The sequence below is a fragment of the Roseburia hominis genome (assembly GCA_040702975.1).
GTDB lineage: Bacteria > Bacillota > Clostridia > Lachnospirales > Lachnospiraceae > Allocoprococcus > Allocoprococcus hominis_A.
This window is the reverse complement of sequence record CP159990.1, coordinates 241561-253478: the sequence shown is the minus strand read 5'-3', so window position 1 is coordinate 253478 and position 11918 is coordinate 241561. Positions and strand designations below refer to the sequence as shown.

The window sequence follows — 11918 nt, the reverse complement described above, 5'->3', positions numbered from 1 at the left end:
AACCTCGTTTATAATTCAAAAACTAATACTATACTAGAACTGATCCAAGAATACCTTAGAAAGGAGAACGGATTTGTGACCCAAAACCTATTCATTTCTTGTCAAAAGGAAAAGGCATCTGTATCTGCCTCAATGCAGCGCCGGACATGCCATGGAGAATGTCTGATGAAGAAATATTCTGCCGGAAGTATCACGGTTGAGGCCGTCTTTTGTGTACCACTGTTTTTTTATGCGGCTATCTGTCTGATCTGGCTGTTGGAAATACTGGCTATTCAGGATGCGGTACGCAGCGGAATGCAGGAAGCCGGAAAGCGAATGGCCGAAAAAGTATATGAGATACCGGTGATGATGCCGGTACAGCTTCAGAGAGATATTGTCGCGTCTATCGGCGCAGAGAGACTTGACCGGAGCCTGGTAGAAGGAGGCAGCAGTGGCCTGGACTGCGGGAAATCTTATATGATACCGGGGACAGGGATTCTGGAAATCAAGGTAGTCTATCAGGTGAGGCTGCCGATTCCGGTGTTCGTGATAGAGCCCATAAAATATCAGGAGACGATGCGCATAAAAGGGTGGAATGGATACAGTAAAGCGGGCTTTATGGAGCGCAGCGATCCGACTGTCGTTTATATTACGGAGACTGGAATCGTGTATCATAGAAATTATCATTGTACCTATCTGGAGCCGTCTGTTCGTATGGTTCCTCTTGATGCAGTGGAAGGACTGCGCAACGAAAGTCAGGGGAAATACCATGCCTGCGAGAGATGTATGAGAAGGCATGGGGCTTCCGGGATGGTTTATATTACGGAATATGGGAATCGTTATCATAGCACGCTGGAATGTAGCGGAATCAAACGTACAGTCTATGCGGTTCCGATATCAGAAGTACGAGGGAGAGGAGCGTGTTCAAAATGCGGGTAATAGGTGAGGCGGTTTTTCTGGTGATGCTGGCAGTGGGGGCATTTTGGGACGTGCGTAGCAGAAAGGTTCCAGTGGTCTATCTTATTTTCTTCACGCTGGCGGTGGTGCTGTACCAGATGATCTGGTTTCGCCAGAGATGGATGTTATGGGTGTTGGGAATGTCAGTCGGCGTGTGTTTTCTTATGTTGTCGAGACTTTCCGGAGAAGGAATCAGTTATGGGGACAGTTGGATGATCTTAAATCTCGGAATGCTGCTGGGGATTTGGAAAGTGTTTGCAGTTCTTGCCGGTGCATTTGTGTTGATGCTTGTAGCAGCTTTGATAGGGGTAAAGATCAGAAAGTGGGGAAGAAAGACAAGAATTCCTTTTTTACCGTTTCTATTAGCCGGGTATGTGGGGGCGTTGCTATGCTAGATGTGAAAAAAAGCATTAAAGGAAGTACCATTGTGGAGATGGCATATCTGATGCCGGTCGTGCTTTTGACGTGGATGCTGATTGTTTTTGCATTATTTTATTATCATGACAAGAATATAGTAGGCGGTGCAGCATATGAGACGGCTGTAACAGCAAGTGAGATTCTGCACGAAAAGAATGAACTTCCGGAAGGGGAAATGGAAGCCTATTTTCGAAAGCGCATATATAGAAAGCTGCTCTTTTTCGGAAGTGTCCAGGTTCAGATCACTAGTGAAGAAGGTAAGGTGTCAGTAAAGGCCAGGGCAGTGAGAAGGTGGCTTGTTGTTTCAGCAGAGCGGAACGCTGCGGTGACAGTGCCCGAGGAGCGGATTCGGAAAATAAAATCGGGTAAAGAGTTCGTGGAAGATATTGCGCAATAAATAAGTTTATAAGACCTATTCAAGTAACTATATAGCTGCGCAAACATGTTCGCGCGGCCCGTTACTCGCGGGAATAAACAAGTTGACATTCAATTGGGATAGAAAGCAGGGAGCTAGGAATGAAGACGGAATTTGAGAGAAATTTACGCCATACATGGCTGGTTTTGGAGATAGAACAGTTATACAAAGAGGATTATCAGATGCGCATGTTGAGAACAAATAACATTCCGGGTATTTTGAAGGTACATGGGCAGGGACGCGATGAACATAGTGTATATAGATATGATATCAGTGGAAAGGTGTCGGTCAAGGCGCGGGGAGAAAAAGAATTGTGGAATTATCAGGAACTGGAGCTTTTTATGAGGCAGTTTATTAAGGTCCTATATACAATAAACCAGTACTTGTTGAATGTAAATTGTTTAAGCCTTAAGCCGGAGCATATATACAGGGAGGGAGAGGAGTATTTTTTCTGTTATTGTCCGGGGTATGAGGGGGATATTAGGGAGGAGTTCCATACTTTGACGGAATATTTTGTCCGGGAGATGGATTATCAGGAGAAAGAGGGAATTTATCTGGCGTATGAGCTGCATAAGGCATCTATGGAGGAAAACTATAATATTGAGCAGATTTTGGAAAATATCTTGGAAAGGAAAGAAAAAGAGATGGAAGAAAAGAGAGTGGATCACGGGCAGGAGTCTTATGAACTGGCAGAGGATATCATACTGGATGATTGGGCGGAGCAGCAGGAAATGACCGGGCATGTGGCAAGAGAGCGGCAAGGCGTGCTGGAATTTTTAAGCCGTCGGACACGCAGAAAAAGGCGGGGAAACTGGGAACGCGACGGGAGAATGTTGGATGACGAAGAGAGTGACAGCTCTGATGGCCTTGGCGACTATTCCAAATTTTGGTAAAAATAACTTGTCAAATATGAGCGTGTTACATATAATAAAAAATAGCAAACGGCTTATAGCGTTGCACATAAGAGCCTGATGTCAGGCTCTCAGTGCTTTAGCTATAAGCTTGAGTATAACCAAAATCATTGGGAAACAGGGAGAAGTATGGTAAAAGTAGTTCCAGTTCCGGGTGTAGAATCTACGGATATCGTGCCGTTGTGGGCAGTTATTACTCTTTGTGAGATAGCAAGTCCCAGTCCGGTACCGCCTGATTTATGAGTAACGAAGGGGCTGAAGATATCTGTTAGGTGTTCCGGTGGAATGCCACAGCCGTTATCAGTAACAGTGATTTTCAATGTACTGGAATCTGCGGAAGCTTCCAGACGAATCGTTCCAGAGGAGTTTACCGCATCTTTTGCATTCTGCAGCAGGTTTAGGAAAACTTCCTGCAGTTTTATTTTATCCCCTGCAATGTCGGGAAGAGTCGGAGAAAGTCTGGATGTAAATTCAATTTCGGTATCTGTGCAGGAGGCAGCAAATGACAGGCAGATCCGTGCCAGAAAGTCATAGGAAGAGAAGGTGGTAGGACGAATGCGTTCTCCGTTGTTGTAGGTTGATAATTCCTGCAAAAGCGAGGTCAGAAATTCAATGTCTTCCCGCATTTCGTTCCAGTGTTTGAAGGTCTGGACTTCCGGGTGTTGTGATTCGATCAATTGGAGTGTACTGTAAACAAGTGCCAGAGGATTCCGGATCTCATGACTGATCTTGCTGATTGTATATTGCTGGTAATCCAGAAGTTTTTGTATTAGTTTCTGGTTATCCGGGGATTCTTCCATAATTTTTTGGAGGTTTGCGTAATCGTCAGAAGAAAATGTCATAAAAGCACCGCCTTTCAAAGTTTTCAGAGGATAGTGTAGCATTGATGAGAAGAATAGTAAAGAAAGTATTTTGTAAAAATAACAGAAAAACAGAAAGAAGGTAGTAGAACATGAGAGATGAGAACTGTATTTTTTGTAAAATTGCAAATGGAGAGATCCCTTCTGCGACGTTATACGAAGACGAGGATTTTCGTGTAATTCTTGATTTGGGACCGGCGACAAAAGGACATGCCCTGATCCTGCCTAAGAATCATTATGCAAATTTGTATGAGATTGATGACGAGACGGCAGCAAAGGCGTTTAAACTGGCGAAAAAGATGGTGATAAGGCTGACTGAGGTTCTGGGATGCGACGGCTATAATGTAGTGCAGAATAACGGAGAGGCTGCAGGCCAGACGGTTTTCCATTTCCATATGCATTTGATTCCGCGTTATAAAGGAGATCAGTGCGGGTTTGGTTGGAAGATGGGCAAGCTCACAGATGAAGATCGCGATGAGATCCTTGCAAAACTGAATGCTTAAGAGGGAATGAAAGGACCTCGTTTGCTAAAGTATACCCCAAGGGCACCCCGTATGGCCATTCGGCCGTCTTACAAGGTATACCCAAGGGCACCCCGTATGGCCATTCGGCCGTTTCAAAAGGTATAAATGGAATTAATTACAAAAGAGAAAGAGTAAAGCTGAGGGATATGAGAGTGGATACTCATAACAAGAAAGATGAAGAATTCTTGCGCATTTACCATGCGTTAAAAGAAAAGGTGTTTCGGGTTTCCATGCATTACTCTTACAATAACTATTCATTGGCAGAGGATATTACGAATGAAGTGTTCGAGATTTTGTATAGACATTTCGACACTATTGATAAAGAACGTATTACTCGTTGGTTGATGACTACTGCAAGAAATGCAACGATCAATGCGATGAAGAAAGCATCTTGGGAGCTTCTCGATGAAAACATCGATTTGACTGTGGATTTGAATGTTTCAGAGGAAAGCGCAGAAGATGTATATATGCGCAGGTTCAACGAAGAAGAGACGAAGTTTAAGTCAGACACGATTCTTGGAAAATTGTATGAAGTGAATGAGCGTTGGTACACTGCTGTCACCATGGTCTACATTATGGGAAAGAAACAAAAGGATGTAGCAGATGAGATGGGAATCAGCCCGGAGGTTTTGAATAGTGTATTGTACAGAGCAAGAAAATGGATTAGAGAACATGATGATTTTGATAATGAAAAAGAATAGTCCGCAGCGATTCCATAAATAAACAGGTGCCGAAACGACACCTGTTTGATATTTGTTGCAATACTCGTTGCGAAATTCGCATAAGAACTTTGGAATTATGTCGAAAAAAGTGTGATGCTGTTCCTAATGTCGCGATGCATTTTGAATCAGTGTTATAATAGTCTCAATCGGATTTTGCTGTGATGACTGATTCATGGCTTTGATAAAGTCTTCTCTTGATGCATAAAGCTGATGGATAGCAGCTGCCAGTTTTTCATTCGTGATTTCCTCTTCCTCCATCACCATGCTGAAGCCCTGGCGTTCGAAGGAGCGGGCATTCAGAATCTGGTCACCACGACTAGATTTGGCGGAAAGCGGAATCAGGAGGTTGGGCTTACGAAGGGCAAGCAGCTCGCAGATTGCGTTTGCTCCGGCACGGGAGATTACGATATCGGTGAGGGCGAACAGATCCTTGAGTTCATCCTGTATATATTCAAATTGTGCGTAGCCTTCCAGATTTGTGAGGGAAGAATCCAGTTTTCCCTTGCCACAGAGGTGGATAATCTGGAAATCCTTTAAAAGCTCAGGAAGGATGGCACGGACTGCGTCATTGACGGCGGCGGCTCCTAAACTTCCGCCTATAATCAGGATGACAGGTTTGTCAGTTTTAAAACCACAGAAAGCACGGGCTGCTTCTTTATTCCCCGTCATCAATTCCTGGCGAATGGGAGAGCCTGTAAGTACAGCCTTATCTTTGGGAAGGACTTCTAAGGTCTCCGGAAAATTGCAGCAGACCTTGACCGCAGATGGTATGGAAATCTTGTTGGCAAGTCCCGGCGTCATATCAGATTCGTGAATGATGACCGGCACATGGTTGCGTTTCCCAGCAATGACAACAGGCACGCTGACGAAACCACCTTTTGAAAAAATCACATCGGGTTTCAGTTTTTTGATTAATTTGTTAGCTTCTGAAAATCCTTTCAGAACCCGGAAAGGATCCGTAAAATTCTGAAGACTAAAGTAACGGCGTAATTTACCGGAAGAGATTCCGTGATAGGGAAGCCCCTGCTTCTCAATCAGGTTTTTCTCCATGCCGTTATATGATCCAATATAATGAATATCGTACTGAAGCTCCTTTAAACGGGGCAGAAGAGCAATATTCGGTGTAACATGTCCGGCAGTACCTCCGCCGGTTAAGATAATACGTTTCATGATTTTAACCTCCCGTTTTCTCTATAAATATATTAAACAGATAGCGCAAAAAGGTCAAGAAAAAGGGAAAATAAATAAAAGAATGAGGAAGCAATATGAAAGACAGACAGGATAATTTAGAAAAGCTCTTAGAAGAGGAATTGAAAAAAGAAGCAGATCAGATATTGGCTGAGTTGGAAGCAGATGAATCTCTGAAACATATTGAGCTTCCCGATGATCTTGATGCCCGCATGATGGAACGGATGCGAAAAATTGAGGAAGAAAAAGAAGTGTACGCCAAGTTGTCGGAAAAAGACAGGGAAGCGTTGCGGCTTGGGAAAGATATGCAGGTCCTTCGGGAGTTGGAAGAGATGGATAAGGATGAAGTGGTCAGCGAGGTGGGTGAAAGTGCGGATCATGACGGTAAAATGGACGATGCGACGGAAGCTGAGGATACAACTGGAAAACGGGTTGTGTTTTTCAGGAAGAAACGGCGTATGGCTTATGTTATGGTGGCGATTGTTGCGGTGATGGTTATGGCAATGGGGGTAACTAGTTTTGGTGAGACGCCGATGTATACGAAGGTTGGGAAGTTAAATGTTGGAAGTAGAGAGATTGTTCAGATAGATTCGGCTAGAGAAGGGGAGAATAATTTAGTTGGAGAAGATGAAGAGAGTGGAGCTTATGATGCGATAGAAGAGGCATTTGGGGTTGATGTGGTTAGAATGCAGTATTTGCCGGATAAGACTACTTTTTTAAATAGTGATTTAGATATGACATTGAAACGAGTATGTTTATTGTATCAAAGTCAAGACAGTATAATTGAATATAAGATTATGTTGAATTATTTGGAACAATCGGCAGGATATGATGTTGAAGATACGTTAGTTGAAGAAAAAGAGTTAAAAGTATTAAATGTGCCTATTAAGATAAAAAGATACCTACTTCTTGAAAATCAAACGTATCAAATGGTAGCTGAATTTAAATATAAGAATGTATATTATATATTGAACGCACCCATCAACGAAACAGAGTTTTTAAAAATTATAGAAAATTTAAATTTTTTTTAAAAAGCGCGTTAGTTTTTTCGGGTTTAATTGTTATTATAGTATAGGGAGGAGAAACAAATGAAAAAGTTGATTTCTGTAATTTTATGTTTTATGCTTTGTTTAGGTATGGGCAATAAAGCGATGGCGGTAGAAAATGAGGAATGTATTGACGGGTCATATTTAACTAATGATGATTCATCTGAAGTGACAGTAGGAGCTGTTAGTAGAGGCATTTATTTGAAGAGTGGAACATCCATTATTAATAAGCAAGGTACAGGAAAAATTGGGGCAGGTGGTGATACAGTTGGCCAGAAAATTGTAAGTAAGATAACAGTTGTGGTTCAAGTTGAGCGCTTAGAAAATGGAAGATGGTATACTTATGGAAGTTCTTGGTCAGCTACTAATTATAACTCAGCTTATGTAAGTACAAGTAAGGTAAAGACAGTAGCCACAGGGTATTATTATAGGGTTCGTTGTACACATTATGCGAATTCTGATGTAAGTACTTCTTGTACAAATGGTATTTATATTTAGATAACTCCAAAAAATAGAAAGTAATTTATTAGGGTAATTATTACTTCCCCCACTACTACACAAAAGTCGCTGGAAGATAAAAATAATAAAAAATTCCTTACATTGAATAGTCTGAAAAAGATTTTTGTGTAGTAGTGAGGGAAGGACAAAATTACTATCATCAGATTAAAATTACCTCAAAGCACACACATACAAATTAAACATTTACAACTGAATAATGAAAGTATTAAGAAGAACCTTCTTCCAATACTGTACAGATATCGATTAAGGAATAGAAAAAAATAAAAGCCTTACATTGAATAAACTTAAGAGATATCTGTACAGTATTGGGGGAAGGTTCTATATTTATAGATGATAGTGTTTCAAGTTTTACGTAAACAGAAAAAGCCGATGTAAGATATGCTATTGGTTATTATGCGAAAGGTTAGAAATGAAATTGGTGTCGGGAAATCTAAAAGGCACTATGCCAGGGTTGTTTCATGAAGAATAATTCAAATGATTAAGCATACTGTTTTTACGGGGGTTATGGAAATTATACATTTTTTTCATAACCCTCGACTTTTTTCTCTTGTAGAGGTATAATGTCTATATAGTATAGGTATGCTCTACCTATACAGAAAGGAGGATATTATGCCAGTAACAGAGAAAAAATATCCTGACTGGGTGCAGGAGAAACGGACCAGGGGAACCACCGTCAAAAAGAAAGGTGATACTTATTATCTCTATAAACGCACTTCCAGGCGTGTTCCCGGGAAAAAATACCCACAGCCGGTAGATACTTATATCGGCATCATAACTCCGGAAGGAGTCATAAAAAGTGAAAAGAAAAAAATATCCCTGGGAGGGATAGAAGTGAGGGAGTATGGATTCTCCAGGGCAGTATGGCAGCTGTGCCCGGAGGGATGGAAGAAACCTCTGGGGAATGACTGGGAGGATGTCCTTTCGGTTATTCTGAAAAAATGGTCACCAGAGACCTACCTTGCGAAAGAAAGAGAGATAAAAACGGAGCAGGAATTTCACTATCAGTTTAATGCCCAGGCAGCATCCCTGAGCAGACGGATTTATAAAGAGCACGGAGTAGAACTTCAAAAACTGCAGATATTGAAAAGTATTTATCTGCTGTATTTTGAAAAAGAAAGGGTGATATCAAAGATTAGTACAGAACAGGAGGAACTGTTAGAAAAAACAGGGGTGGAACTTTCCGTGTGCTGAGAATGGCTTTCGGACAAAAATGCTTCTGGAATATATGAGGATGGTGCCGGATCCACGATGCGGCCGGGAGACAAAGCATGACTCTGCGGAAGTGCTGGTATGTCTGGTGACCGGTTTTCTGGCAGGAAAGACAACTATACGCAGGAGCCTTAGATGGTGTAACAAACATCTGGAAGAGCTGCGGGAATATCTTCTATTAAAGAAGGGTATCGCATCCCCGGCAACAGCATGCCGGATCCTATGGGGGATTGACGTGGAACTGTTTGCGCTGGCATTCATGGAATGGATCGGGGAGATTGTAAGCACGAAAGGAATCCATATATCAATTGACGGAAAGGCACTGCGGGCAGCAATGGAGAAAGTGAAGGATTTCAGGACCCCGATGATCCTGAATGCGATAGATGCGGTAACGGGACTGGTGATCGCGCAGATGCCCATTCAGAATAAAGACTGTGAGATTAAGGCGATACCGGAGCTGTTGAAACTGCTTGATATCCAGGGAAGTACAGTCACAACAGATGCAATTGGGACACAGACGCAGATCATGGAGCAGATCCTTTCCCAGGGGGGACATTTTGTGCTGATGGTAAAAAAGAACCAGCCACAGTCCTATGATGAGATCGTGAAATATTTCGGAGAGATGGCAGAAGACCACAAAAAGATGAAAAAAGACAGTAACTACAGGGCAAGGTATCCGGAAATGCAGGAAAAATATGAGGAAGTGTGCCAGCAGGAAAGGAACCGTGACAGGCAGGAATACCGATGGTACAGCGTTTGTGGGGAATGCAGCCTCCTGACAAAGACACAGAAAGAATGGCCTTTTGTAAAAACAGTGGGATTAGCCCGTCAGATACGGATACCGGTTGAACGGGATCCTAAGGGAAATGATATCACACCAGATGTGAGGACATTTCTGGAAAAGGGTTCAAGAAGAAGGCCCAGACCAGTCCAGGATGAGGAAAGGCCAAAGGATATACAGAAAACAGGAATGATCTCGGATATGGAACTGACAGCGGAAGAAATGGGACGTATAAAAAGGGAGCACTGGTCGGTCGAAAACCGACTTCACCATGTGTTAGACGATACGTTCCGTGAAGACAGGTCCCCGGCGAAAAAATCAAAGATCAATCTGGCCCTGATCAGGAAGTTTGCCTATAACATCCTGCGGATAGCTATGCTGGCCGGGGACTGTTCGGAGATCATGACAGAAGCTATGGACGAGTTCAGTGATGATCCATTCTTAAGAAAGAAATATGTCTTCAACGGGATAGCCAGTTTCTATTGATATAAAATAAGTATAAGTTATTTTGAAAAAAGTGTAAATAAGATATAGGGATATTTTGCGCCTTTTTAGAGGGCAAACATCTTGGATGCGGGTAAGGAATTGCAAAGGATGCGTTTAGAAAGATTCTGATCTGAATAATAGAGGGGTTATAACAAATGAAGCTGTTTGGGAAGATTCATGAAACAACCCTGGCACTATGCGCGGTTACATTGACTTTTCTGAATGGTTCGAGTATGATTATAGGATAATGTTGTTGCTTACATTTACGGTATCGTAATAGAAGAGTCCTGGAAAGGGGGTTCGGGGTATGGGTCTATATTTAAATCCTGGAAATACAGGATTTCAGACATCTTTGCGCTCGAGAATTTATGTAGATAAAACCGGATTGATTCGCTATTTGAATGAGTTGTTGGACACGGAAGATAAATTTGTATGTGTCAGTCGCCCCCGGCGGTTTGGAAAATCCATGGCGGCAAAGATGCTGACGGCATATTACAGCTGTGGCTGTGATTCGCGGGAAATGTTTCAGAATCTGGAAATCGGAAGGGCGGACTCGTTTGAAAAGCATTTGAATCAATATGATGTAATCCGGCTGGACATTCAGCTCGTATGGAATATGGCGAAGGGTGAAGGAGCTAACGGACAGATTGTATCGTATATTCAGAGACCGGTTGTTGCAGAGCTTCGGCAGGAATATGGGCAGTATCTTTCCGAGGAGGATAGGTCTTTGGCGGGAATACTGCAGAAGATTACGATGCTGACGGGCAGAAGGTTCGTAGTTATCATAGATGAGTGGGATTGTGTGTTCAGAGAAGAAAAGAATAATATAGAGATGCAAAAGGAGTATGTTGCATTTCTTAGAAGCCTTTTTAAGGGAGTTCAGGCGGAAGAATGTATTCATTTGGCGTATTTGACAGGAATCTTACCTATTAAGAAATATGGAACAGAATCTGCGTTAAATAATTTTGATGAGTATACAATGACCAATCCGGGAGTTCTTGCGAAATATGTAGGTTTCACGGAGGAAGAGGTGAAAGGGCTTTGTGAAGTTTATGAGATGGATTTTGCCGAGGCAAAACGATGGTATGATGGCTATAGATTTCGTAGGTCGACGCATATTTACAATCCCAGGTCTATTGTTCAGGCAATGTTGAATGGAGAATATGAGAATTACTGGACTCAGACGGAGACCTATGAGAGCCTGAGAGCATACATTGATATGAATTTTGACGGCTTGAAAGATGCGATTGTTTATATGATTGGCGGCGGACATTTTGAAATAGATATTGGTTCGTTTCAGAATGATATGACTTCGTTTAGGACGAAAGATGATATTCTAACTTTACTTGTGCATCTGGGATATTTAGCATACGAGAAACAGTACAAAGAGGTTTTTATTCCAAATGAAGAAGTACGGGAAGAATTTGTAAGAGCAGTGCGAGGCGGAGGCTGGGAGGCAGTTGCAGCCATTTTCGAAAATTCAAAGCGGTTATTGGAGGCGACGCTCCGGAAAGATGAGGAAGCGGTTGCGGCAGGAGTTGAGGAGGCACATCTGGCTTCGGTTTCTACGCTTTCATATAATGATGAAAATGCATTGAGCTGCGTTATTTCACTTGCATATATTAGTGCTCGCGCAGATTATACTTTAATTCGAGAGTTGCCGGCGGGAAATGGATTTGCTGACATTGTATTCTTACCTCATCGGTATTCTGACAAACCGGCAATTATAGTGGAGTTAAAGTGGAATAAGACGGTGGCGGGGGCAATTTCTCAAATAAAAGAACGGAAATATGTGAAGGCTCTTGAGAACTATGGTGGAGAGCTTCTTCTGGTCGGAATCAACTATGATAAAGCAAATAAAATTCACCAGTGTGTGATAGAGAAATATAATAAATAAGAAAAGA

Annotated in this window: 13 protein-coding genes; 11 read left to right on the top strand and 2 right to left on the bottom strand. The window is 42.2% G+C overall.

Translation table 11 applies throughout. From position 1 onward, the window contains the following. Positions 1 to 165: 165 nt before the first annotated feature. The 4 genes from ABXS75_01130 (at position 166) to ABXS75_01115 (ending at position 2661) form a co-directional block, all read left to right on the top strand. Positions 166 to 918, top strand: coding sequence for a pilus assembly protein (locus tag ABXS75_01130; GenBank protein XCP85449.1), 753 nt, complete (start codon positions 166 to 168; stop codon positions 916 to 918). Next, positions 909 to 1331 carry a prepilin peptidase gene (locus ABXS75_01125; GenBank protein ID XCP85448.1) on the top strand — a complete coding sequence of 141 codons (423 nt, stop codon included), beginning with the start codon at positions 909 to 911 and terminating at the stop codon, positions 1329 to 1331. Before ABXS75_01130 ends, ABXS75_01125 begins: the two co-directional genes overlap by 10 nt. After that, positions 1325 to 1750, top strand: coding sequence for a TadE family protein (locus ABXS75_01120; GenBank protein XCP85447.1), 426 nt, complete (start codon positions 1325 to 1327; stop codon positions 1748 to 1750). The genes ABXS75_01125 and ABXS75_01120 overlap by 7 nt, the downstream gene beginning before the upstream one ends. A 119-nt stretch (positions 1751 to 1869) precedes the next feature. Further along, the gene (locus ABXS75_01115) at positions 1870 to 2661 is read left to right on the top strand and encodes a DUF6382 domain-containing protein (GenBank protein ID XCP85446.1); all 792 of its coding nucleotides are present in this window, start codon (positions 1870 to 1872) and stop codon (positions 2659 to 2661) included. Positions 2662 to 2786: 125 nt separating this feature from the next. Here the strand turns inward: ABXS75_01115 and ABXS75_01110 are convergent, their stop codons facing one another. Then, positions 2787 to 3521: an ATP-binding protein gene (locus tag ABXS75_01110; GenBank protein ID XCP85445.1), complete on the bottom strand. Its 735-nt coding sequence runs from the start codon at positions 3519 to 3521 to the stop codon at positions 2787 to 2789. A gap of 110 nt (positions 3522 to 3631) precedes the next feature. On the opposite strand from ABXS75_01110, the gene ABXS75_01105 reads away from it, so the two are divergent. Both ABXS75_01105 and ABXS75_01100 read left to right on the top strand, forming a co-directional pair. Continuing rightward, the gene (locus ABXS75_01105; GenBank protein XCP85444.1) at positions 3632 to 4042 is read left to right on the top strand and encodes an HIT family protein; all 411 of its coding nucleotides are present in this window, start codon (positions 3632 to 3634) and stop codon (positions 4040 to 4042) included. A 167-nt stretch (positions 4043 to 4209) separates the two neighbouring features. Then, entirely contained in the window at positions 4210 to 4764 is a 555-nt protein-coding gene (locus tag ABXS75_01100) for a sigma-70 family RNA polymerase sigma factor (GenBank protein XCP85443.1), read from the top strand. Between the two features lie 123 nt (positions 4765 to 4887). Here ABXS75_01100 and ABXS75_01095 read toward each other — a convergent pair whose 3' ends face one another. Continuing rightward, positions 4888 to 5955 carry an undecaprenyldiphospho-muramoylpentapeptide beta-N-acetylglucosaminyltransferase gene (locus ABXS75_01095; GenBank protein ID XCP85442.1) on the bottom strand — a complete coding sequence of 356 codons (1068 nt, stop codon included), beginning with the start codon at positions 5953 to 5955 and terminating at the stop codon, positions 4888 to 4890. A gap of 95 nt (positions 5956 to 6050) precedes the next feature. Here ABXS75_01095 and ABXS75_01090 point away from each other — a divergent pair, with 95 nt between their 5' ends. From ABXS75_01090 to ABXS75_01070, 5 genes are all read left to right on the top strand, one after another. Next, a complete protein-coding gene (locus ABXS75_01090; GenBank protein ID XCP85441.1) occupies positions 6051 to 7004 on the top strand; it encodes a DUF4367 domain-containing protein in 954 nt (317 codons plus the stop codon). 57 nt (positions 7005 to 7061) lie between these two features. Further along, positions 7062 to 7517, top strand: coding sequence for a DUF6147 family protein (locus tag ABXS75_01085; protein XCP85440.1), 456 nt, complete (start codon positions 7062 to 7064; stop codon positions 7515 to 7517). Positions 7518 to 8147: 630 nt separating this feature from the next. After that, positions 8148 to 8729, top strand: coding sequence for a hypothetical protein (locus ABXS75_01080; GenBank protein ID XCP85439.1), 582 nt, complete (start codon positions 8148 to 8150; stop codon positions 8727 to 8729). A 40-nt stretch (positions 8730 to 8769) separates the two neighbouring features. Beyond that, positions 8770 to 10014, top strand: coding sequence for an ISAs1 family transposase (locus ABXS75_01075; GenBank protein XCP85438.1), 1245 nt, complete (start codon positions 8770 to 8772; stop codon positions 10012 to 10014). Between the two features lie 307 nt (positions 10015 to 10321). Next, on the top strand, positions 10322 to 11911 hold the full coding sequence (locus ABXS75_01070) for an AAA family ATPase (GenBank protein ID XCP85437.1): 1590 nt from the start codon (positions 10322 to 10324) through the stop codon (positions 11909 to 11911). Positions 11912 to 11918 lie beyond the last annotated feature (7 nt).

What these genes read in the sequence shown, in the direction of transcription:
- ABXS75_01110 (XCP85445.1), bottom strand. Translation starts at nt 3,521, where the DNA reads ATGACATTTTCTTCTGACGATTACGCAAACCTCCAAAAAATTATGGAA.
- ABXS75_01105 (XCP85444.1), top strand. Translation starts at nt 3,632, where the DNA reads ATGAGAGATGAGAACTGTATTTTTTGTAAAATTGCAAATGGAGAGATC.
- ABXS75_01085 (XCP85440.1), top strand. Translation starts at nt 7,062, where the DNA reads ATGAAAAAGTTGATTTCTGTAATTTTATGTTTTATGCTTTGTTTAGGT.
- ABXS75_01095 (XCP85442.1), bottom strand. Translation starts at nt 5,955, where the DNA reads ATGAAACGTATTATCTTAACCGGCGGAGGTACTGCCGGACATGTTACA.
- ABXS75_01070 (XCP85437.1), top strand. Translation starts at nt 10,322, where the DNA reads ATGGGTCTATATTTAAATCCTGGAAATACAGGATTTCAGACATCTTTG.
- ABXS75_01100 (XCP85443.1), top strand. Translation starts at nt 4,210, where the DNA reads ATGAGAGTGGATACTCATAACAAGAAAGATGAAGAATTCTTGCGCATT.
- ABXS75_01090 (XCP85441.1), top strand. Translation starts at nt 6,051, where the DNA reads ATGAAAGACAGACAGGATAATTTAGAAAAGCTCTTAGAAGAGGAATTG.
- ABXS75_01130 (XCP85449.1), top strand. Translation starts at nt 166, where the DNA reads ATGAAGAAATATTCTGCCGGAAGTATCACGGTTGAGGCCGTCTTTTGT.
- ABXS75_01075 (XCP85438.1), top strand. Translation starts at nt 8,770, where the DNA reads ATGGTGCCGGATCCACGATGCGGCCGGGAGACAAAGCATGACTCTGCG.
- ABXS75_01115 (XCP85446.1), top strand. Translation starts at nt 1,870, where the DNA reads ATGAAGACGGAATTTGAGAGAAATTTACGCCATACATGGCTGGTTTTG.
- ABXS75_01080 (XCP85439.1), top strand. Translation starts at nt 8,148, where the DNA reads ATGCCAGTAACAGAGAAAAAATATCCTGACTGGGTGCAGGAGAAACGG.
- ABXS75_01125 (XCP85448.1), top strand. Translation starts at nt 909, where the DNA reads ATGCGGGTAATAGGTGAGGCGGTTTTTCTGGTGATGCTGGCAGTGGGG.
- ABXS75_01120 (XCP85447.1), top strand. Translation starts at nt 1,325, where the DNA reads ATGCTAGATGTGAAAAAAAGCATTAAAGGAAGTACCATTGTGGAGATG.